Annotated in this window: 21 protein-coding genes; 13 read left to right on the forward strand and 8 right to left on the reverse strand. The window is 70.8% G+C overall.

Annotated elements, in window-relative coordinates:
- Positions 1 to 19: 19 nt before the first annotated feature.
- Genes AB0E94_RS38515 through AB0E94_RS38535 form a run of 5 tightly spaced genes read right to left on the reverse strand, consistent with a single transcriptional unit; the run spans position 20 to position 5708 of the window.
- Positions 20 to 1174, reverse strand: a complete 1155-nt coding sequence (locus AB0E94_RS38515) for an NAD(P)/FAD-dependent oxidoreductase (RefSeq protein ID WP_360336750.1) — start codon at positions 1172 to 1174, stop codon at positions 20 to 22.
- Positions 1171 to 2043, reverse strand: coding sequence for an isocitrate lyase/PEP mutase family protein (locus tag AB0E94_RS38520; protein WP_360336752.1), 873 nt, complete (start codon positions 2041 to 2043; stop codon positions 1171 to 1173). Before AB0E94_RS38520 ends, AB0E94_RS38515 begins: the two co-directional genes overlap by 4 nt.
- Positions 2040 to 3470 (reverse strand): aldehyde dehydrogenase family protein, encoded by a 1431-nt coding sequence (locus tag AB0E94_RS38525; RefSeq protein ID WP_360336754.1) that lies wholly within the window; start codon positions 3468 to 3470, stop codon positions 2040 to 2042. The genes AB0E94_RS38520 and AB0E94_RS38525 overlap by 4 nt, the downstream gene beginning before the upstream one ends.
- Entirely contained in the window at positions 3467 to 4753 is a 1287-nt protein-coding gene (locus tag AB0E94_RS38530; protein ID WP_360336756.1) for an acyl-CoA dehydrogenase family protein, read from the reverse strand. Before AB0E94_RS38530 ends, AB0E94_RS38525 begins: the two co-directional genes overlap by 4 nt.
- 4 nt (positions 4754 to 4757) lie before the next feature.
- Positions 4758 to 5708 (reverse strand): flavin reductase, encoded by a 951-nt coding sequence (locus tag AB0E94_RS38535; protein ID WP_360336758.1) that lies wholly within the window; start codon positions 5706 to 5708, stop codon positions 4758 to 4760.
- A 203-nt stretch (positions 5709 to 5911) separates the two neighbouring features.
- On the opposite strand from AB0E94_RS38535, the gene AB0E94_RS38540 reads away from it, so the two are divergent.
- Positions 5912 to 6733 (forward strand): IclR family transcriptional regulator, encoded by an 822-nt coding sequence (locus AB0E94_RS38540; RefSeq protein ID WP_360336760.1) that lies wholly within the window; start codon positions 5912 to 5914, stop codon positions 6731 to 6733.
- A 9-nt stretch (positions 6734 to 6742) separates the two neighbouring features.
- Here AB0E94_RS38540 and AB0E94_RS38545 read toward each other — a convergent pair whose 3' ends face one another.
- Complete coding sequence (locus AB0E94_RS38545) at positions 6743 to 7441, reverse strand: hypothetical protein (RefSeq protein WP_360336762.1); 699 nt, start codon at positions 7439 to 7441, stop codon at positions 6743 to 6745.
- Positions 7442 to 7494: 53 nt separating this feature from the next.
- On the opposite strand from AB0E94_RS38545, the gene AB0E94_RS38550 reads away from it, so the two are divergent.
- From AB0E94_RS38550 to AB0E94_RS38605, 12 genes are all read left to right on the forward strand, one after another.
- Positions 7495 to 7959: a MaoC family dehydratase gene (locus tag AB0E94_RS38550; protein WP_360336764.1), complete on the forward strand. Its 465-nt coding sequence runs from the start codon at positions 7495 to 7497 to the stop codon at positions 7957 to 7959.
- Positions 7959 to 9029 carry an LLM class flavin-dependent oxidoreductase gene (locus tag AB0E94_RS38555; RefSeq protein WP_360336766.1) on the forward strand — a complete coding sequence of 357 codons (1071 nt, stop codon included), beginning with the start codon at positions 7959 to 7961 and terminating at the stop codon, positions 9027 to 9029. Before AB0E94_RS38550 ends, AB0E94_RS38555 begins: the two co-directional genes overlap by 1 nt.
- Positions 9029 to 10228, forward strand: coding sequence for a CoA transferase (locus AB0E94_RS38560; protein ID WP_360336768.1), 1200 nt, complete (start codon positions 9029 to 9031; stop codon positions 10226 to 10228). Before AB0E94_RS38555 ends, AB0E94_RS38560 begins: the two co-directional genes overlap by 1 nt.
- Positions 10229 to 10506: 278 nt before the next feature.
- Positions 10507 to 11997: an MmgE/PrpD family protein gene (locus tag AB0E94_RS38565; protein ID WP_360336770.1), complete on the forward strand. Its 1491-nt coding sequence runs from the start codon at positions 10507 to 10509 to the stop codon at positions 11995 to 11997.
- Positions 11994 to 12956: a RidA family protein gene (locus AB0E94_RS38570; RefSeq protein ID WP_360336772.1), complete on the forward strand. Its 963-nt coding sequence runs from the start codon at positions 11994 to 11996 to the stop codon at positions 12954 to 12956. The genes AB0E94_RS38565 and AB0E94_RS38570 overlap by 4 nt, the downstream gene beginning before the upstream one ends.
- Positions 12953 to 13411, forward strand: a complete 459-nt coding sequence (locus AB0E94_RS38575; RefSeq protein WP_360336774.1) for a MaoC family dehydratase N-terminal domain-containing protein — start codon at positions 12953 to 12955, stop codon at positions 13409 to 13411. Before AB0E94_RS38570 ends, AB0E94_RS38575 begins: the two co-directional genes overlap by 4 nt.
- Positions 13398 to 13778: a MaoC/PaaZ C-terminal domain-containing protein gene (locus tag AB0E94_RS38580; protein WP_360336776.1), complete on the forward strand. Its 381-nt coding sequence runs from the start codon at positions 13398 to 13400 to the stop codon at positions 13776 to 13778. The genes AB0E94_RS38575 and AB0E94_RS38580 overlap by 14 nt, the downstream gene beginning before the upstream one ends.
- The gene (locus tag AB0E94_RS38585) at positions 13775 to 14890 is read left to right on the forward strand and encodes a thiolase (protein WP_360336778.1); all 1116 of its coding nucleotides are present in this window, start codon (positions 13775 to 13777) and stop codon (positions 14888 to 14890) included. Before AB0E94_RS38580 ends, AB0E94_RS38585 begins: the two co-directional genes overlap by 4 nt.
- A complete protein-coding gene (locus tag AB0E94_RS38590) occupies positions 14887 to 15171 on the forward strand; it encodes an OB-fold domain-containing protein (protein ID WP_360336780.1) in 285 nt (94 codons plus the stop codon). The genes AB0E94_RS38585 and AB0E94_RS38590 overlap by 4 nt, the downstream gene beginning before the upstream one ends.
- A gap of 2 nt (positions 15172 to 15173) precedes the next feature.
- A complete protein-coding gene (locus AB0E94_RS38595) occupies positions 15174 to 16337 on the forward strand; it encodes an acyl-CoA dehydrogenase family protein (protein ID WP_360336782.1) in 1164 nt (387 codons plus the stop codon).
- Complete coding sequence (locus AB0E94_RS38600) at positions 16334 to 17158, forward strand: CoA ester lyase (RefSeq protein ID WP_360336784.1); 825 nt, start codon at positions 16334 to 16336, stop codon at positions 17156 to 17158. The genes AB0E94_RS38595 and AB0E94_RS38600 overlap by 4 nt, the downstream gene beginning before the upstream one ends.
- A complete protein-coding gene (locus AB0E94_RS38605; RefSeq protein WP_360336786.1) occupies positions 17155 to 17787 on the forward strand; it encodes a DUF2461 domain-containing protein in 633 nt (210 codons plus the stop codon). The genes AB0E94_RS38600 and AB0E94_RS38605 overlap by 4 nt, the downstream gene beginning before the upstream one ends.
- Here the strand turns inward: AB0E94_RS38605 and AB0E94_RS38610 are convergent.
- The gene (locus AB0E94_RS38610) at positions 17780 to 18667 is read right to left on the reverse strand and encodes a serine hydrolase domain-containing protein (RefSeq protein WP_360336788.1); all 888 of its coding nucleotides are present in this window, start codon (positions 18665 to 18667) and stop codon (positions 17780 to 17782) included. The genes AB0E94_RS38605 and AB0E94_RS38610 overlap by 8 nt on opposite strands.
- A gap of 279 nt (positions 18668 to 18946) precedes the next feature.
- Entirely contained in the window at positions 18947 to 21529 is a 2583-nt protein-coding gene (locus AB0E94_RS38615; protein WP_360336790.1) for a M14 family zinc carboxypeptidase, read from the reverse strand.
- Positions 21530 to 21818 lie beyond the last annotated feature (289 nt).

Raw genomic sequence — 21818 nt, forward strand, 5'->3', positions numbered from 1 at the left:
CGGAGGCCGGAAGCCGCGTTCATGCCGGGACCCGCCGCAAGGAGGCGATCATGGAGCTGCGCAGCAGCGACTGCCGGGCGAGGGCCGGATCGGCGGCGGTCGCGCGCAGACCGTCGAGATGCGCGGCGCGGGCGTCCGGGTCGGTGGCGCGGAGGCGTTCGTAGTTCTGGTGGGAGACGCTCTGCACGTATTCGAGGGCGATCCGCCGCCGGTCGGTGGCGGCCGCCCAGACGGTGGCGTCGTCACCGGTGGCGAGAGCCTCGGCGTACGCGACGGCGTCGTGGATGCCGGAGTTCATGCCGAGCCCGCCGAGCGGGTTGTTGACGTGCGCCGCGTCTCCGGCGAGCAGCACCCGCCCGGTCCGGAACGACGTGGCGACCCGCTGATGGACCCGGTACATGCTGGCGTGCGCGATCCGCCACGGCCGGCCGGGGTCGTGGACGCCGCGCAGCCGCGAGTCGAGACGCGCGTACTCCTGCTCGTCGGGCGTCTCCACCGGAGTCGGCAGCAGCACCCGCCAGTGGTCGGGGGTGCGCAGCAGCACGCACCACTCGACCGGGTCGAAGACGTAGTTGACCGCGGCCAGATCGTCCAGCCAGCCGGTGAGCTCCTCGTCGACCGACGCGACCAGGAACCGTTCCGGATAGGTGATGCCGTCGAAGGTGACCCCGGTGGCCCGCCTGGTCGCCGAGTGCGCCCCGTCCGCCCCGATCAGCCAGTCACCGGTCTCCGCACGCCCGTCGGCGGCGGTCACGATGACGCCGTCCGCCTTCTGCCCGACCCCGGTCACCTGGAAACCGAATTCGATCTCGAAGTCGGCGAACCGGCGCAGATGCGCGAGCAGGATCGGCGTGAGCTTCGACTGCTCGCACTGCAACCGGTAGGGGAAACGGGTGTCGTTGCCGAGAACCGCCAGGTCGAGCATCGCGATCAGGCCCTCGGCGCGGTCCCGGTAGGCGAACGTCGGCGACAGCAGCCCGCGTTCGTGCAGTTCCGCGCCGACGCCGAGGTCGTCGAGCATCTCCAGGGTCGGCGGGTGGAAGGTGGAGGCGCGCGACTCGGCGGCCAGTCCGTCCCCGGATTCGAGGACGGTGACGGCGAAGCCGCGGCGGGCGAGGGCGAGGGCCGCGGTGAGCCCGACCGGCCCGGCGCCGGCGATCAGAATGCGGTTCACGTCTGCAATCTCCCGGGGACGTAGCGGGCGTCGAGGTCGAGGGCCTCGTCCTGACCGACGAGGGCGGTGAACGCGGCCCACGGCATCCGGTCGACGGGTTCGGCGGTGCCGCCGTCGGCGATGGCGCGGTAGGCGAGCGACGCCGCCCGCATCGCGGCGAGCAGGGCCGCCACCGGGTGCAGGACCAGGCGGACACCGACTTCGGCGAGGTCGGCGTCGGAGAGCACGGGCCGGCTGCCGCCGGCCTCACTGCGGTTGATCACCAGGGGTACGCCCGGAAGCGCCCGGTGCACCAGCTTCAGCTCGTCGAGGCTGTCCACGCCCTCCGGGAACACGGCGTCCGCCCCGGCTTCGGCGTAGGCCCGGCAGCGCACGATCGTCTCGTCGAGGCCACGGACCGAGTACGCGTCGGTGCGGGCGATCACCACGATGTTCGGCGCCTGATCGGCCAGGGCGGTGATCTTCGCGGCCGCCTCGCCGATGTCGATGATCTCCTTGCCGGCCAGGTGCCCACACCGTTTCGGGCTGGCCTGATCCTCCAGGTGCAGACCGGAGATGCCGGCCCGGGCGTACGCGAGAGCCGTCCACACCGCATGCAGCGGATTGCCGTAGCCGGTGTCCGCGTCGGCGATCAGCGGGATGTCGCCGAGCGCCGGGACCAGGGTGGACGCCCGGTCGGCGATCTGTGTGCCGTGCACGAACCCGAGGTCCGGCCGGCCCAGCATGATCGCCGAGACGGCCGCCCCGGACAGGTGCACGGCCCGGTGCCCGGCCGCCACCGCGAGCGCCGCGGTGACCGGGTCGTAGACGCCGGGCACGTGGGTGACCCGGTCGGAGGCGAGGATCGCTCGCAAAGCGGAAGCAGTCATGACCGGCTGTGTAGCGCGAAACCGTTCTCGACGCCAACCACACGCGGGTTGGTGAAGAACAGAAGCGTCTCCGCGGTGCCCTCCTCCGAGTACCCGGAGATGCCCCACGCCGGGCGTGGGGTGAACAGGTGCAGGCTCATCACCGACGACCCGTTGACCTTGACCTCGCCGGCCCGGACCCGCTTCGCGACGGCCAGGGCGGCCTCCTCGTCGGCGCCGAAGACGTAGCCCTCCAGGCCGTAGCGGGTGCCGTTGGCCAGCGCCACCGCCTCGTCGACCGTCTCGTAGCCGTGCACCGCCGCGACCGGGCCGAAGATCTCCTCGGTGGTACGAGCGGGGTCGGCGCCGAGGACGAGCGCGGGGGCGAGGGTGTTGCCGGGGCCGGTCAGAGTCGACTCGTTGATCACCCCACCGAGATCATCGCGAGCCTTGATCACGGCTGCACGGTGTCCGGAATGGATCAGAGGCCCGTAGTCCGTGGCCTCATCGGCGGGATCGCCCGCGGTCATCTCGTTCATCCGGGACAGAACCGCGTCTGCAAGAGCCTGCTCCCGGCCGGCCGGCACGATCAGGCGGCCCAGAGCCCGGCACCACTGGCCGTTCAGCGTGGTCAGCAGGTCGGCGGCGGCGCGGGCGGCGATGGCTTCGTCGGCGTCCGGCAGCACGATCAGCGCGTTGTTGCCGCCCAGCTCCAGCTGCACCGGTTTGATGTCGTAGGCGCACGCGGCCGCCACGGCCCGGCCACCGCCGAGACCGCCGGTGAACGACACCGCCCGGATCCGCGGGTCGGACACGATCCGCGCGCCCACCTCGGCGCCACCGTGCAGCAGCTGGAACAGCGCGGGCGGGGCGCCTGCGTCGCGCAGCACGGCGTCGATCACCTCGGCCAGGCGTTCGGTGCCGAACGGGGCGTACTCGCTGGGTTTGAGGATCGTCGGGCAGCCGGCGGCCAGCGCGTTGGCGACCTTGTGGGCGGCCATCGGGGCGGGCGCGTTCCACGGGACCAGGCAGGCGGCCGGGCCCCACGGCAGACGCTCGACCAGGACCTCGCGGCCGTCCTCACGGACCGCCGTCGACGTCAGGATGCCGAGCCGGAGCTGGCTGGCGGCCAGGGCGAACGCGCCGGCCAGGATCATCCCGAGCGGGGTGGTCTGCCGGATCGGGACACCTGTCGCCCGCGACTCCAGCGCGGTGATCTCCGGGGCGGCGCCGGCCACCGCGGCGGCGATCCGGTCCAGGATGTCCGCGCGTTCCTCGACCGGGGCGGCCCACGCACCCAGAGCGTCGGCGGCGGCCAGCGCCTCCTCGGTGCGGGCGGTCGACGAACCCAGGGCGGGGCCGGTCACCTCACTGGTGGCCGGGTTCTCCAGATCCACGCCGACCGGGGTGGCGCAGGCTTCCCACGTACCGTTGACGAGGTCTTTCACGAGGCCACGTTCGCGAACAGCTCGTTGGCCTTGTTGCTGGTGATCACCGACGCCGCCTCGAGGCGGCCGCGCTCCGGCGGGAACGTCATGACCAGGCCCATCGACAGGTCACGCAGCGCCCGGCCGACCGTGCCGTTCATCGTCGCGCTCGACGTGCCGGACGCCTTCAGCGCGCCGATCGCCACGTCGAAGGCGGCCTGGCAGATGCTGCCCTTGGCGATCCGCCACTGCGCGTACACCTCGGATTTGGTGGCGATCGGTGGCTCGCAGGTCTCCAGCAGCAGTTGCCGGCGCAGCCACAGGTACGCCCGTTCCAGGTTCTCCGTCATGTCGCCGATGATCACCTGGTGCATGGGTGATTCGGCGATGGACCGTCCCGTGTCGGCGAACGTCTTGCGGGTCAGCCGGCCCAGCGTGTCGTCGTAGACGCCCTGCGCCGCCCCCACGTAGACCGCGGTGATGGCCAGCTGGTTGCCGACGAAGCTGCCCCGGCTGCACTGCAGCATCTTCACGAACGCGCCCGGCACCGTGAGCGAGTCCTCCTGCGGGATGAAGACCCGGTCCAGGCGGATGCCGTGGTTGGCGCTGCCGCGCATGCCGAGCCCGTCCCAGAACGGCCGCTCGGTGACCCCCTCGGCGTCGCGCGGCACCAGGAACATGACCAGCCCGTCAGCCGTGTCGTAGCCGTCGAGCCGGGCGGTGACCAGGTAGTAGTCGGCGATCCCGGTGGCGCAGCCGAACGACTTCTCGCCGGTGATCTCCCAGCCCTTGACGCCGTCGCGCTCTTTATAGGAAGCCGTGGTCGCGATCGCGATGTTGGCGCTGCTCGACTTGACCGACTCGCTGGCGAAGTTGGCCAGCCACGTGCCGCCGGACATCAGGCGCAGCACCTTCTCGGCGAACGCCTTGACCACCGGCACCTCGTCGTCGGCGAACAGCTCCGACTCGATCGCTTCGAGGGGCAGCAGGCCACGCGACGCGGACGTGTTGTGGAAGAAGAAGGCCAGCGCCGTCGACGGGCAGGCGCTGCCCATCGCGTAGGTGGCGGCGGCCAGGTCACGCAGGGTGCCGCCGAGGCCGCCGTACTCCTCGGGCACGATCAGGCCCATCAGCCCGGCGTCGCGGAGCAGGTCGATGTGCTCGCGTGGGAACGCGCCGTCCCGGTCGGCCTGGTCGGCCTTGGCGCGCAGCGCGGGCAGCACCTGTTCGACGAGGGCGGCGCGGGCCTTCTCCTCGACTGTCATGTCGTCGACGAGCTTCTCGCCGATGAGCCGGTCGGCCATCGTGTCACTCCCTGATCTGGGCGAGGCCGGGCGGGCCGGCGACCTCGAGTTGGCGGGACAGGTGGAGCAGGTCGTCGAGCGGCAGGCCGGACGAGCTGGAGCCGGCGGCGACGACGTCGAAGCAGGACACCCCGCTCTTCATCGCGACGAGCGCGTTGACCAGGGCGAGGCGGTTGTCGCCGGAGAGCCGCACCCGGAGCACGGCCGGGCGGGCCCGGGCCGTGGCGTCCTGGAGCACCCGCCGGACCTGGAGCGGCGACGCCGGGGTCTGCGCCGACTCGGCGCAGCCGATCTCGTCGCAGCCGAGCGCGGCGAGCGCGTCGACGCAGGCCAGCACCTCGTCCTCGCGGTCCGGGTCGAAGGCGTCGGGCACGTAGCCGACGACCGTGACACCCGACTGTTTCGCCGCCCGGACCACCTCGGCCGACGGCGGGCTGTCGGCGGAGAACTCGAAGCAGCCGCCCTCGCCGTGCAGCCGGGTGGTGACCTCCTGCGGCAGCGGGTCGGCGAGCTGCCGCCAGTTGCGCGAGTGGAAGAGCAGTGGCGCGGTGACCCGCGGCAGCGCCGCCCCGGTCACCGCGCCGACGAAGATGGTGTGGTCGCCACCCGGGTAGGCGTGCGCGACGGTGCAGTCCAGCCAGGCCACCGCCTCGCTGAGAACCGGGCAGCCGTTCGGCGTGATGGTCCAGTCGAGGCCGGCGAACCGGTCGGTGACGTTGCGGTCCTGCCCGGCGAAGCGGCGGCCGATGTGCGCCTGGTCCCGGCCGAGGAAGCTGATCGCGAACCGGCCCGCCTCACCCAGCAGCGCCCGGCTGGGCAGATGGTTGCCGAGACAGACCGAGACCATCGGCGGATCGAGGCTCACGGAGGAGAATGAACTGGCGGTCATGCCGTGCATCCCGTGCGGGCCGACCGTGGTCACCAGGCAGACACCGCTCGGCCACTGTCCGAGCACGGATCGGAAGGTCGTGCTGTCGACCGGCACTCATACACTCCGTTCCGGTGGGGCTGTTTCGCTCTAGGAAACGTCGTTACGCTGAACGTAACGACGGGCAGGGTGCCCTGTCAACCGCGCAGCGGTACGTCGTTCCGCTGTGCGAAATGGCAGGCTAGAGTTCGGCAAGGTTTGTTCCGTACCTGTTCCATGGGGGTTTCGCTGTGCCAACGCCTTCGTCTCCCGCGCCTGGCTCTCCCGCGCCCGGCGAAGAAGAGAGCCAGTCGCGCTCCATCGCCGCCGTCGAGCGGGCCATGGACGTCTTGCTCTACTTCGGCCGCGCCGACCAGCCCGACCTCGGCGTGACCGAGATCGCCACCGCCCTCGGCCTGACCAAGGCCGCCGTGCACCGCATCCTCACCGCGCTGCGCAGCCGTGAGCTGATCACCGTCGACCCGGCCACCCGCCGTTACGCCCTCGGGCACGCCGCCGTCGCGCTGGGCCGCGCCTACCTGGCCCGCACCGACGTCCGTGCGATGGCCGCGCCCGAGCTCAAGCACCTCTCCGAGCGCACCCACGAGACGGCCACGCTGTCGCTGCGGCGCGGCGACACCCGGCTCTACGTCGACCAGGTGGTCCCCGACCAGGAGCTGCGCCTCGAGGTGAGCCTCGGCATCCCGTTCCCGCTCAACGCCGGCGCCTCGTCCAAGGCGTTCCTGGCGTTCCTGCCGGACTTCGAGGTGGACGCCTACGTCTCCCGGCACCCCCTCGAAGCGATCACCGACAAGACCATCGTCGACCCGGCGAAGCTGCGTAAGGATCTGGCGGTCATCCGCAAGCGGGGGTATGCGACGTCGCTCGGCGAGCGCCAGGCCGGGGCCGCGTCGATCGCCGCCCCGATCTTCGACCACGACGCCCGGGTGGTCGCCGTGATCAGCCTGGCCGGGCCGGCGCTGCGGTTCCGGCCGGACACCGAGCAGGCGGTCACCGACCTGCTCGGGGCGGCCGGCCGGATCAGCGCGCAACTCGGTTACCGCCCCAGCTAGAAGGGGTGGCTAGAGGTTCGCCAGGGGCTTGGCGACTCCGAGCAGTCCGGCGAGGAGCACCGAGCCCCAGATCACCCAGACGTACGGGAGGCAGCCGTTGACACTGCGCGTGACGATCGCGTTGTCCTCGCCGGTCGCCGTCCCGGTCATCACCTTGCCGAAGAAGGCCGCGCCGAACGGTTTGAGCTGCCGCCGGATGCCCAGCCCGGCTGCGATCGCAAGGGCGTAGAGGATGACCTTGCCGCCCAGCCACTTCGGGTTCGTGGTGACGCCGAACGGCTCGGCGGCGACCAGGGTGAAGACGCCGGCGCCGAACATGCCGGCCACCACCGCGATCCGGATCGCCCAGTCGACCCGCTTCACGGCCGGGTGCTTTCCTGGCTCGTGGTGGTCGGTCCACATCAGCCACACCCAGACGAACGCGAAGATCCAGATCGGCACGAGCAGCCACCAGGGCAGCAGCGGAACGCCCCACAGTTCGGCGCCGTGCGCGTCGAGCGACATCAGGGTCAGGCCGCTGGGCAGGAAGAGGATCAGGCAGATCTTCGGCCCGAGATCCAGACCCAGCATGATCTTCAGGGCGGTGTGCCGGGCGGCCGGGGTCAGCGACGAATCGATCACGTACCGGCTGGAGTAGAAGACTCCCAGGTCGCCGCCGAGCCAGAAGACCATGAGCACGATGTGCAGGTAGAGGAAGATCTCGAGCATACGGCCAATGGAAACACCTTTTCACTGTGCGAAACAAGTGCTAGCTTCGCCGCATGCTCGGCCGCTATTACGAGGACTTCACCGTCGGTGACACGTACCGCCACCCGCTCGGCCGCACCATCTCCGAAGCGGACAACACGTGGTTCACGCTGCTGACGCTGAACACCAACCAGAGCCACTTCAACGCCGACTACGCGGCCCGCACGCCGTATAAGAAGCTGCTGGTCAACTCCACCCTCACGGTGGCGATCGTGACCGGCCTGTCGGTGCCCGACGTCAGCCAGCACGCGTTCGCCAACCTCGGCTGGGAGAAGATCGACATGCCCGCCCCGGTCTTCGTCGGCGACACCATCTACGCCCGGTCGACGGTGCTGGAGCTGCGTGAGTCGAAGTCGCGGCCGTACGCCGGCATCGTCAAGGTCTTCACCACCGGTTTCAACCAGGACGGCGTCGACGTCATCACCTGGACCCGCACCATGCTCACCTACAAGCGCGGCCACGGGCCAGGGGCTCAGTAGTGCGCCTCGACGTGCAGCCGTGGGGCGAGACGATGGCCGAGCTGGTCATCGCCGCCCGGGCCGCCGAGTCGGCCGGCGCCGGCGTCGTCTGGGCGCCCGAGCTGCACCGCAACGCCTTCACCACGGCAGCCGCCCTCGCCGCCGGAACAGGTCAACCCCAAGATCAAAATCAACATCGCATCGGCATCGGTACGGGCATCGCGCTCGCCTTCGCCCGGAGCCCGATGCTGACCGCCCTCGCCGCAGCCGACCTCGACGAACTCTCCGCCGGCCGGTTCCGGCTCGGCCTCGGCACCGGAGTGGCCCGCCTCAACCAGGACTGGCACGGCGCCGAGTTCGAACGCCCGGCGCCCCGGCTACGCGACACCGTGGCGATCATCCGGGCCGTCCTCGCCGGCGCCGACCCGATCGTCCACGAGGGCGTCCGGTCGATCCGGGTCCGCGGATGGCGACGGCCGTACCCGCCGGCGCGCGAACACCTCCCGATCTACCTGGCCGGGGTGGGCCCGGCCATGGTCACGCTGGCCGGTGAGATCGCCGACGGCTGGATCGCCCACGAACTGTGCCCACCCACCGAACTCCGCGACCGCATCCGGCCCGCCCTGCTCACCGGCCGCGCCCGCGCCGCGCTCTCGGGCCCGGCCGCCGCCGCGCCGCCCGGCCCGGTCTCCGCCGTGCTGCCGGGTTTCGATGTCGTCGCCGCGGCCTGCTGTTCGGTCGACGCCGATCCGGCGGTGGCTCGCCGCCGCGCCGCCAACGTGGTCGGCTTCTACGCGTCGGTCCGCTCCTACGCCGGAATGTTCGAGGCCGCCGGCTTCGGCGAGACCTGTGCGACAGCCACCGAGGCCCTGCGCTCCGGCCGTCCCGCCGACTCGCTCGGCTACCTGATCCCGGACGCGATGGTCGACGCGTACACGATCGCCGGCACCCCGGACCAGTGCCTCGCCCGGCTGACCGAGTACCACGGCCTCGCCGACGCGATCAAACTCTCGCCGCCCTCCTACGGCCTGCCGCCCGGCGAGGTGCGATCTGCCCAGAACCGCCTGCTCGACCTCGTGGGGAGCGTGTGATGAGGCCACTTGAGGACATCCGGATCATCGCCGTCGAACAGTACGGCGCCGGCCCGTTCGGCTCGATGCACCTGGCCGACCTCGGCGCCGACGTCATCAAGATCGAGGAGCCGGGGACCGGCGGCGACGTCGGCCGGTACGTGCCGCCCTACGCCCACGGCGAGGACTCGCTGTTCTTCGAGACGTTCAACCGGGGCAAGCGCTCGCTGTCGCTGGACCTGGCCACCACGTCCGGCCGGGAGGTCTTCGAGGACCTGGTCCGCCACTCCGACGCGGTCTGGTCCAACCTGCGCGGCGACGTCCCGGCCAACATCGGCATCACGTACGACCAGCTGAAACACGTCAACCCGAGCATCGTCTGCTGTTCGCTGACCGGGTTCGGGATGACCGGCCCGCGGGCGGCCCAGCCCGGCTACGACTACATCCTGCAGGGCCTGGCCGGCTGGATGGACCTGACCGGCGAACCGGGCGGCCCACCGGCCAAGTCCGGGCTGTCCATCGTCGACTACTCGGGCGGGTTCGTCGCCGCGATCGCCCTGCTCGCCGGGGTGCACGCGGCCCGCCGCGACGGCCACGGCATGGACTGCGACCTGAGCCTCTTCGACACCGCGGTCGGGATGCTCACCTATCCGGCGGCCTGGCACCTGAACGCCGGGTTCGAACCGGTCCGCACCCGCTATTCGGCCCACCCGTCGCTGGTGCCGTTCCAGCTGTTCCCGTCGGCGGACGGCTGGGTGGTGGTCGGCTGCGCCAAGGAGAAGTTCTGGCAGCGTCTGGTGGCCGTCCTCGACGTGCCGGCCCTGACCGATCCGCGTTTCGCGACGTTCGCCGACCGCCGAACCCACGCCGACGTGCTGCTGCCACTGCTGGAGGAGACGTTCGCGACCCGGACCACCGACGAGTGGCTGGCCCTGCTGGAACCGGCGGGCATCCCGTGCGGCCCGGTCAACGACGTGGCGGCCGCTCTCCGCGACCCGCACACGCTGGCCCGGGGCTTGATCGTCGAGACCGAGCACCCGCACTGGGGAACGGTCCGCCAGATCGCCTCCCCGGTCCGCGTCGGTGCGGTGCCTCCGGTGTACCGCCGGGCCCCACGCCGAGGCGAAGACCTCACCTACGTGGCCGACCTGCTCGGCTACGACGAGCATCACCTCAACCGTCTCCGCACCGCGGGAGCCTTCGGCAAGGCACCCGAATGACAGCCGTCCCCACCCCACCAGCCGCCGCGTTGAACGTCGACCCAATCAACAACGACCCAATCAACAACGACGCGATCAACAACGACGCGATCAACCATGACGCGATCAACCTTGATTCGGTCGATGCTGATTCGGTCGATGCTGATTCGGTCCATTATGATCCGGTCGATATTGATTCGATCCATTCTGATTCGGTCAATGTTGACTCGGTTGATGTTGACGCGATCAACGTTGATTCGGTCGATGTTGATTCGGATCTGGAGGAGCCCGCTGCTGTCGTGCTGGCGCGGTGGGCAGCTGGACTTGACGCAGATGGACTGCCGGATGTGGTCGTCGAGGCGGTTCGGGAGCATCTGATCGATGCCGTCGGATGTGGCGTCGCCGGCATCCGTCGCGGTGCCGCCGACCCTGCACTCACGGTTGCCCGTGGGCTCGGTGGGCCGCCGGAAGCACGACTGTTCAGCGGTGAGCGTGTCGGCGCGGTGGCCGCGGCCTTCGGTAACGCCGTGGCTGTGCACGCCCTGGACTTCGACGACACGCATGCGGGCGGGCTGGTACATGCGAGCGCGGTGACCGTACCCGTGGCGCTTGCTGTGGGGGAGCAGACCGGGGCCCGCGGCAGTGACATGATCACCGCTCTGGCCGCGGGTCTGGAGATCGTCTGCCGGCTCGGCGCGGCGGCGCCGCACGGATTCCATGCGCGTGGCCTGCACGCCACGTCGATGTGCGGAGTGATCGGCGCGGCCGTGACCGCCGGCCGGCTTCTCGGGCTCGACGAGACACGCCTCGTGCACGCGATCGGCATCGCAGCCAGCGGGGCGAGCGGTCTGCTGGAGTTCCTGCACAGCCCGGCGAGCACGAAACAGCTGCATCCGGGCATCGCGGCGGCCAACGGCATCCTCGCCGCCCGGCTCGCCGCAGCCGGAGCCACCGGACCGGCCGGCGCCCTCGACGGCGAGTACGGCCTGTTCCGCACCATGACCGGCCGCTCCCCGGACCGATCCGTCCTGCTCGGCGACCTGCCCACCCCCGAGCGTGCCGACCTACGGTCCGATCCGGACCGCACGTCACCACGCAACGTGGGTGTGCCGGAGTGCGCCGGGCCGCGGTCGGATCCGGACCGCACGTCACCACGCGACGTGGGTGTGCCGGAGCGTGCCGGGCCGCGGTCGGATTCGGACCGCGCGTCACCACGCAGTGTGGGGGTGGCGGAGTGTGCCGGGCTGCGGTCGGATTCGGACCGTAGGGCGGCACGCGGGGGTGGGCGCTGGGAGGCGACGCGGATCGGGATCAAGCCGTATCCGGCCTGCCAGCTCACCCACGCGTCGATCGATGCGGCCGGGGAGTTCACCGGTTCGGCGCCGTCGGCTCTCACTGTCACCCTGCACCCGGATGCCGTGCCGATCGTCGGTGGCCTGGAGAAGCGGCGGCCGCGGAGCGCCTACGAGGCGAAGTTCAGCGTCTACTGGTGTGTCGCCGCGATGGTCATCGACGGCTGGGTGGATCTGGACACGTTCGAGGACCTGGACCGCTCCGACGTGCAGGACCTCGCGGCCCGCATCACCGTCGTGACCGGCGCCGCCGACGTGGTCGCCGCCGATGCTCCGGGCATCGTCGCAGGTGACGGGCGGGTGGCGCGGGTGGAACGGCCGGCCGGCGGCGGCGTGCGCACCAAGGCCGCCGCGAATCTCGGCCCCGGCGCCCCGGCTGTCTTCGCCGCAGACGGCCCCGCGGCTCTGCTCGATGCGATCGAAGGGTGTCTGAAGTGACCGTGTACCTGCCGGCGGTGCCCGGCTACCACCACCTCGACGTGCCGGTGGGTGACATCGTCCACGTGACCGAGTACGTCACCACGGCGGCGCTCGCCGACCCGGCGTTGCTGGACGCGGCCCGGTTCGCCGCACTCGGCGGTCACCAGGTCCCGGTCTCGCGGGTGCCGGTCGAGACGATCATCGGCTGGGAGGTGCCGTATGCGGTCGCCGTCATCACCCACCCCGGCGGCGGTGACCTGTTCACCGACGGCGACGACGTGATCCGGGTGGCCGGCGGTATCGCCTACCTGCCGAGCGTGCACACGACCGACGGCGACTTCCGCGACCAGTACCGCTGGTGCCTGGAGCGGATCGCCACCCTGCTGGCGACGGCCGGCCTGGACACCGGCGCCCTGGTCCGGACGGTCGACTACACGGCCACCGCCACGCGCGCCGAGTATCCGCGGTGCGGCCGACCGCGGCGGGACCTCCTCCAGGGGCCGGTGCACCCGGGCGCGGCGGGCATCCTGGTCGACGTCCCGGTGACGCCGGGCGCACAGGTGTCCCTGGACGCGGTCGCCGCGACCGGGCCGCTGACCGCCCTCAACCCGGGCTGGGCCCGCTACGACACCCTCACCTACAAGCCGGCGGTACGGGCGGGCCGGAACATCTTCCTGGCCGGCTTCGGCGCACTGGACCCGGTGAGCCAGCGGGCCATCCACGAGGACGACCTGGTCGGTCAGGCCGCGTTCGTCTACCGGAGCATCGAGACGGTTCTGGCCGAGGCCGGCGCCACCGGCGAGAACGTCGTCCACCTGGCCGAATACCTCACCCCGGAGGCGGTCGCCGGCTACCCGCGCACGAACTTCCTGCGAGCGAAGCACTTCCCGAACGCGGTGGTCACCTCGGTGGTCTGTTCGGCTCTGCTGCGCCCGGAGTTCCTGCTGGAGACGGTCCCGACGGCGGTGCTCGGATGACGCTGCTGACCGAGGCGCTCCGGGCGCGGATCGGCGAGGAACGGGTGTACGTCGCTCCGGAGCCGCTGGGCCGGGCCGCGATCCGCTACTTCGCGCTGGCCACCGGCGACACCGATCCGGCGCATCTGAACGGTGACGTGGCGCCGCCGACGCTGATCTGCGAGACGAACCAGTACGCGAACCTGCCCCGCGACGCCGACGGTTACGCCGGGCACGGCTGGCATCTGGACGTCCCCGGCACACGGCTGGTGCGGGGCGGGAACTCGTACCGCTTCGAGCGCCCGGTCGGCCCGGACGACGTGATCACCGCCCGCTGGAGGCTGGCTGACATGACCGAGCGGGTGACCGGCGCCGGGAAACGGATGCTGGTGGTGACCTCGGTGGCGACGTACACCGACCAGAACGACCGGGTCCTGGCCGTCAACGAGGAGACGCTGATCCATGTCGAGCGATGAGCTGGTGTTCGAGCGCACCATCGAGCTGCCGGACATGATCGCCTACGCGGGCGCGACCTGGGACTGGCACCGGCTCCACTACGACACGGCCTACCTGAAGGACCGGAACCTCGACCGCCCGGTGGTCGACGGCCAGGTCTTCGGCGCCTACCTGGCGATCGCCCTCCGCGAATGGTTCGGCCCGGACGCGGTCGTCACCGCGCTCAGCTTCCGGTTCAAGAACCTGGTCTTCGCCGGCGAGACCATCCGCTGCCTCGGCCGGATCAGCAGCGAGGAGCCGGGCCGGGTGGAGCTGGACCTGCGCGTCGAGACCGGCGCCGGCCGGATCGCGGTGGCGCCGGCGAGCGCCACCGTCCAGCTGCCATGACCGGCGTCGCCATCGCCGGCGCCGCCGAATGTGACCTCGGCCGGACCGGCAAGACGATCCTGGAACTCCAGACCCAGGCGGTGACCAGGGCCCTCGACGACGCCGGCCTCACCCTGGGTGACGTCGATGGCATCGCCACCAACGGCATCTCCCGTTTCTCGGCGACCCAGCTCGCTGACTGGCTGGGCCTGCAACCGTCCTGGTGCGACTCCACCTTCGCCGGTGGCGCGGTCTTCGAGATGTACGTGGCCCGCGCCGCCCAGGCCATCGCCGCAGGTCAGTGCAGCACTGTGGTGATCTCCTACGCCTCGGACCAGCGTTCGGCCCGCAGCCGCAAACTCACCGCCGCCTACGACGAGGGCACCCCGGAAGCCACCTGGGAGGCCCCGTACCGGCCGCTCTACCCGATCTCCTACTACGCGATGGTCGCTCAGCGTTACCTTCATGAGCACGGCCTGACCCGCGCGGACCTCGCGACGGTCGCGGTGGCTGCCCGCGCGAAGGCTCAGATCAACCCCAGGGCATGGACGTACGGCCAGGGGCCCCTGACCGTGGACGAGGTTCTGAACGCGCCGGCAATCTCATCCCCGCTCGGCCGCCTGGACTGCTGCCTGGTCACCGACGGCGGCGGAGCGATCGTGATGACCTCCCTCGATCGGGCCCGTGACCTGCCGAAACGTCCGGTCGTGGTGCTCGGCTACGGCGAGGCGCTGACCCACACCGGGATGGCCACCGCCCCCGACCTGCTGCGCACCGGCGCGATCGACTCGGGCCGCCGCGCGTTCGAACGGGCCGGCCTGACCCCGGCCGACGTCGACGTGGTGCAGCTCTACGACTCGTTCACCGTCTCGGTGCCGCTCGGCCTGGAGGCGCTCGGTTTCGCCGAGCCGGGCGAGGGCCTGTCCGCGACTGTCCCGCACAACACCTCCGGAGGTGGCCTGGCCTACTGCCATCCCGGCCAGTTCGGGGTGCTGCTGCTGGTCGAAGCGGTCCGCCAGTTGCGCGGTGAGTGCGGCGACCGCCAGGTCCGGGACGCGCAGACGGCGCTGGCCCACGGCACCGGCGGCATCTTCTCCAGCCACGCCACGGTGCTGCTGGGGGTGGACCGATGATGCTCCAGCACTGTGTGACCTGCCGTACCGCCCAGTTCCATCCGCGCCCGATCTGTGCCACCTGCGGCAGCGGCGACCTGGTCGAGGTCGAGGCGATCGGCAGCGGCACGGTCGACAGTTTCACGATCGTGCACCACGCCGAGGAGCCGTACGTGCTCGCCCGGGTCCGCCTCACCGAGGGCCCGATCGTGCTGACCCACCTGATCGGCATCCCCGCCCCGTACTGCGACCAGCCGGTCCGGCTCGTCCCGGGCTCCGACCCACAGGTATTCACGGAGTGACGATGGATTTCAACCTCAACGACGAGCAGCGAATGTTCCGGGACGTGCTCCGCGACTTCGTGGACCGGGAGATCCGCCCGGTCGCGCAGGAGTGGGAGGCGTCCGGCCGCTACCCCGCCGAGATCGTCGAGACGATGCGGGAGCTGGGACTCTTCGGCCTCACCGTGCCCGAGGAGTACGGCGGTCTCGGCGCCGACATGGTCAGTTTCGCCCTCACGTTCGAGGAGATCGCGAAAGGCTGGATGGGGATCGCCGGCATCCTCGGCTCCCATTCGCTGTCGTGCTGGCTGATCGCGAGGCACGGCACCGAGGAGCAGAAGACGAGATACCTGCCGGATCTGGCGAGCGGCGTACGCCGTACCGGAATAGCCCTGACCGAACCTGATGCCGGCACGGACCTGCAGGGAATCGCCACCGTGGCCTGCCGCGACGGTGATTTCTATGTCCTCAATGGCCGTAAGACCTGGATCACCAACGCCCGTCACGCCGACCCGCTGCCGGTGTTGTGCAAGACCGACCCGGCCGCGACGCCCGCGCACCGGGGCATGTCGGTGATCCTGGTCGAGGCCGGCACTCCAGGCTTCACCGTCGAACGGGATCTGCCGAAACTCGGCTACCACGGCACCGAGTCGTGCGAGGTGCTGCTGGAGGACGTCCGGGTGCCGGTGTCGCAGCTGCTCGGCGGGGTCGAGGGGCGCGGCATGCAGCAGGTGCTGTCCGGGCTGGAGACCGGCCGGATCAACGTGGCCGCCCGTGCGCTCGGCATCGCGCAGGCCGCCTACGACGAGGCCCTCAGGTACGCCGGTCAGCGGAAGGCGTTCGGCAAACCGATCGGCGACTTCCAGGCGGTCCAGCTGAAGATCGCCGAGATGGCCGCGCAGGTGCAGGCGGCCCGGCTGCTCGTCTACTGGGCGGCGTCCCGTTCCGACGGCGGCCACCGGGTCGACATGGAAGCCGGCATGGCGAAGGCGTTCGCGTCCGAGGCGGCCGTGTTCTGCGCGCTGAACTCGATGCAGGTGCACGGCGGTTACGGCTATTCGAAGGAGTTCGTGGTGGAACGCCTCTACCGGGACGCGCCGCTGATGATGATCGGCGAGGGCACCAACGACATCCAGCGGGTCGTCATCGCCCGCGCGCTGCTGTCCGGCGCCGCGGTGATCGGATGAGATCGTTCCTGTACGTGCCCGGCAACCAGCCGAAGATGCTGGCCTCGGCCCTGAAACGGGGCGCCGACGCGCTGATCGTCGACCTGGAGGACGCGGTCCCGCCGGACGAGAAGGAGGCCGCGCGGTACACGGTCGCCGAGTGGCTGCGCTGGCTGCCCGCCGGCGCGCCGATCTGGGTGCGGGTCAACAGCGGCGACACCGGCCTGGCCGACGCGCGGACGGTGATCGCGCCCGCGCTGCGCGGCCTGGTGGTGGCCAAGGCCTCGGCGGAACGGGTGATGGCTCTCGCCGCACTGCTGGACGAACACGATCCGGCGGGCGCGGTCGGCCTCGTACCGCTGCTGGAGACGCCCCGGGCCATCCTCGAAGCCGCCGCCATCGCAACCGCGCCGCGTGTCACCCGCCTCCAGATCGGCGAAGCCGATCTCGCCGCCGAGCTGGGCCTGACCCCGGGAGATCAAGAGCTTCTGCTGGTACGGTCGACCGTCGTCCTCGCCTCGGCAGCAGCCGGAATCGCCCCGCCCGCCGCAGCGGTGACCACCGATTTCCGCGACCTGGACGCCCTCCGCCGTTCCACGCAGACCCTGAAACGCCTGGGCTTCCGCGGCCGCGCCTGCATCCACCCGGCCCAGATCCCGATCGTCCACGAGGTCTTCACCCCCACCGAAGACGAGCTGACTCAAGCTCGTGACCTGGTGGAACGCTTCGAACAGGCCAGCGGAGGGGTGTGCCTGGACGCGCGCGGCCGGATGGTCGACCTGGCCGTGGTCCGCGAGGCACGTAACGTCCTGGCGATGGCCGGTGGCAGACTGCCGGAGTGACGTTCCGTGGCTGGCCGAGTGAGGCGCTCGAATTCTACGAGGGTCTCGTCGCCGACAACTCGAAGACGTACTGGATCGCGCACCTGCCGGTCTATGAGGAACAGGTGAAGGCACCCGCGCTGGCCCTGCTCGCTGAGCTGGAGCCGGAGTTCGGGCCCGGCAAGATCTTCCGGCCGTACCGGGACGTGCGGTTCAGCCACGACAAGACGCCCTACAAGGACCACCTGGGCATCTGGCTGGAGTCCGGCGGTTACATCCAGCTCGGCGCGGACGGTCTGGCGGCCGGCTCCGGCATGTACCAGATGGCCCCCGACCAGCTGGAACGCTACCGCCGCACGATCGTCGACGAGCATCTCGGCCCGACGCTGCCGAAACTGATCGCCGACATCGAGAAGGCAGGCGTGCCGGTCCACGGCCACGGCACCCTGAAGACGGCGCCGCGCGGTTTCCCGAAGGACCATCCCCGCATCGAACTGCTCCGCCACAAGGGCCTGACCACCTGGCAGGAGTGGGAGCCGGCCCCGTGGATGGGCACCCCGGAGGCCCGCGACCGGATCGCCGGTTTCCTCCGGACCAGCCGCCCGCTGCGCGCCTGGCTCGACCACCACGTCGGCCCGAGCTCTAGCTGAGGCGGTCCAGGACCAGGTCGTGCAGGGCGGTGAGCTGGGCCGTCTCGTCCTCGGTGTGGGCGGTCACGGTGATCGCGGCGCGGCGCGAACGGTCGATCAGGGCGATCTGGCCGTAGGCGCCGTGCATCCGGACCGGGCCGCCCGGCTCCAGCCAGATCCCGAGACCGTAACCGTCGGTGTGCGCGTCGCCCTCGTTCATGTCGACCCGGTCGGTCGCCATCCGCCGCACGAATTCCGCGGGAATCAGCTGCCGGCCCTCCCATTCACCGGATTGCAGGATCAGCCGGGTGAAACGGGCAAGTTCCCCGGTCCGCAGGAACAGATCGCTCTCCGCGAACGGGAAACCCAGCGGGCAGGCATGCCAGGCGGGATTGTGCAGGTCGAGCGGCCGGAAAAGGCGAGGCAGCAGATAATCACGGACATTCGCGCCGGTCACCCGGGCGATCACCCGGCCAAGAGCATAAAAACCGCTTCCGGTGTACGCGAAACGCGTGCCCGGTTCGGCGACGAGCGGTTCCGCGACGAATTCGTGCAGCAGATCGGCCGCATCGACGCGCCCGTCCGCGAACCACATGTGGCCACTGCCGCTCGTCATCGTCAGCAGATGACGCAACGTCACCTTCTCGAATCCGTCGGCGGCCCGCACCTCCGGGAAATGGTCCACCAGCCGGTCCTCGACGGTGAGGCGGCCCTCGGACTCGGCGATCCCGATCGCGACGGCGGTGAACGTCTTCGACACCGAGTAGAGGTTGACCCGGTCGTCGGAGCGGAACCGGTGCTCGACAGGCGGCCGGCCCTCCCGGTGGACGTGAATCCCGTAGGTGCCGAGGCTCTGCTCGCGGTCGGCGCGGACGAAGTCGGCCAGTAGATCGTCGGTCACTCCCCGGACCCTACCCGGCAGAGAGGCGCCGGCCAGGCGACCACGGTGGCCTCAGTTGAACAACGCGGGTACTGGTAACCGCGGCTCGGAGGGGGACTCGGATAGGGCCTCCCTGACGGCCGCCGATGTTCCTAGGCTGGATTCACGGCAGGTGGTGACGAGGTTGGGAGGTCCAGGTGCGTGCGGTTTTCATCCACGGTGACCACGACATCCGTGTCCGGGAGGCGCCCGATCCGGTCCTGCCACGGGTTGGTGGCAGGACCGGGGATCCCGGGACAGCTAGCTCGCGGTCCAGAGGAGGGCGCGGGCGTAGGGGGCGTAAAGCCCCTTCGGGTGGGCTCGGAAGAGCGGCTCCGTGCCGAAAAGGACCGCGTGGCCCCCGCCGGCCGTGACGCCGGAGACGACAGCCGGCTGGCCGGCCGCCTGCGCCGGGCCGTTCGTGCCGGCATCGGTCGGCAGCCAGTGGCCGGCCACCAGTGGGGTGGTGCCGTAACGCTGCTCGACGGTCACTCCGGTGCCGGTGAACCAGAGGGGGGAGTAGATGAAGGAGTGGGCGGGGGAGCCGGCGCCGACGATCCGGCCCTCGTTCGTCACCGTGACGACACCGTTGGCGTCACCGCGCCCGGCGGTCGCGGTGACCGGGAGGACCCGGGCCGCGGCGTTGAAGTTCGCGCCCGTCGCGCCACGGGTCACCACACCGCCGCCACCGGCCAGATATGCGTCGACCGCGGTGCGGGCCGCCGGGGTCAGGGCCGAGTAGGACAGACCGGAGGAGACGATGAGGGTATCGACTGCTGACAGGTCGAAACCGGCGTTGAGGATCGCCGTCGAGACGGGCTGTACTACGAAGCCCATCTCCTTCAGGGCGAACAGTTCGTCGGCGGAGACGGCGGCCGCGATCACCGGCGGCTCGATCACGGTGCCTCGGTCGTGGCCACGGGCGGCGGTGAACCGTACCCCCAGGGCTTTGGCGAGAGCGGATGCCTCGGGCCGCGCCTCGGCCGGGACCAGGACGGTGGCCGCGTCCGTGCGCCGCAGCTTGACACCCCGGGTGAGCAGCTCGTTGACCGCGCGCACATCGTTGCCGTCGCGCAGCGACAGGCTCAGGTCCCGGCCGCGCGGGGCGTCGACCGCACCAGTCGGCGCCGCCCGCGTCACCTTCGTCACCGAGACCCTCGGCAGCGTGCGGAGGCTGCTGTCGACGGTGGCGCCCCAGAGCAGGCCGTGGCTCCAGCCGGAGATGTCGTACATCTGCGGGACCAGGCCGGAGATGTCCCGGCCGGCCTCCAGGAGGACGTTCGCCAGGCCGCGTTTCGGCTGGTGCATGTCGACGAGGTAGGTGCCCTTGGCGTAGTGGCGGCCGCCGAGCCGGAAATCGGAGCGGGCGGCGGTGACCCGGACATCGTGGGAGATCAGGTGGTCGACCAGGCGTGCGGCGGCGGGCGTGCCGGCCGGGATGACGTAGGCGCGCGGGAACGTCGCCGAGTAGCGGTCCTCCGGGCCGAACCCGTCGACGAAACCGTCCGGGATCGTCGGCGACGGCTCACCGGCCCAGCCGCGGCGGAACTGTTCGATCTGGTCGGCGAGCAGAGTGCCCCGGTTCGTGTCGGCGTAGGTGAGGGCCGCCTCGATCGTCGCCGCGGCCACGTCGGTGTTGATCCGGGCCCGCCGCTGGAGCTCCTCGACCGGCAGGTTGTTGTAGGCGGCGTTGTTCACCTGCAGCGGGATCTCCACGGTGTGCCCGACCGCGCCCTGATAGATGGCGTACATCGGGGTGAAGATCGGCGGCCAGTCGTCCCAGTCACCGGGGGCGTAGTCCCGGAACGGGATGTCGGCGGCCGTCGTCTCCGGGTGTCCGAGCTGCTGGATGGCCTTCTCCATGCCGAGCGCGTTCGGCAGGGCGTGCTTGATGTAGAGGTCGTACTCGTAGTTCTGCCCGTGCGGCGGGGTCGCCGGCTCGATCAGGGTCGTCCCGGTGTAGCCGTGTTCGTCGAGCATCACGAACGGCTGCGTCGCGATCACCACGTCCCGGACGGCCCGCGACTCCGGCTGCGAACTGGTCGCGTGATCCCGGTTGATGTCGAACCCGGCGCCGTTCGCCCGGGTGCCCGCGACCCGCCCGTCCGGATTGTTGGTGACCGTCACGTACACCCGGCTGCGCTTGAGGAAGTCCCGGGTCGCCGCATCGGTGGCGGTGGACAGGCGCTCGATGACGCGCAACGCGCCGTCGGTGCCCTCCCACTCGTTGCCGTGGATGTTCGCGTTGATCCAGACCGGGGTCTTGTAGCCGGCCTTCAGGCTCCGGTCCCGCTTCGCGGCGGCCGGATCCTCCTCGATCAGCTCCCGCCAGCGGTCCTGCCGGGCCGCCTCGGCGGCTGACTCGGGCGCGGTCACAGTCACCAGGTAAAGATCACGGCCGCCGGCCGATTTCCCGACGATCTCCGCGGAGACGCGGTCCGAGGCCTTCTGCAGGGCGTTCAATTTCGGAGCGATCAGGTGGTACGGGATGAGCCCCAGCTTGATCGACCGGTCATCCGGGTTCACCGGCCAGACCGGTAGTTCGTTCTGCCGCGGGAAACCTTTCCGCCGGGTGACCGTCCACGCGGTGGCCGGCGTGTCAGCGGTGAGCGCCCGCGCCGACAGCGCGCTGATCGCGGCATCGTCGAGAGCGGCGATCTCGTTGCGTTCGGGCCCGTTCCCGAAGTCACGGGTGGTCTGGCCGCCGCCCGGCACCGGGGCCGGGCCGCCGCCCGACGGCGCCGCGGCCGGGTCGCCACCCGGTACCGCTGACACCGGATTGGCTAGCAGAGCCGTGGCGAGCAACGCGGCGCCGATGCCGGCCAGCGTTCGTGACAGATCCACAAAGCACCTCCGTCTGGGATGCCCCGACCCTTCCCGTCCCATCAGCGAATGCGCAACCTTCGATGGAGGCGTGTCGCCATACCGTTAAGGTCATCGTTCCTGTCCCGGCAACGGACTGTCGCGACATCAACGTCTGGGCGAGCCTGGCACAGCAGCAGCGCGCCCCGCACGGGATTCGCCGGCGACCACGCACCATGACGAACCCGCCGGCGCAGATCCCCACCCGCCCAGGCCGGCTGCCGCCCGCCGGCGCAGATCGCCGCCCGCGAGTGCAGGCTGCCGCTCGCTG

This window comes from Actinoplanes sp. NPDC026670 (assembly GCF_040638175.1).
GTDB lineage: Bacteria > Actinomycetota > Actinomycetes > Mycobacteriales > Micromonosporaceae > Actinoplanes.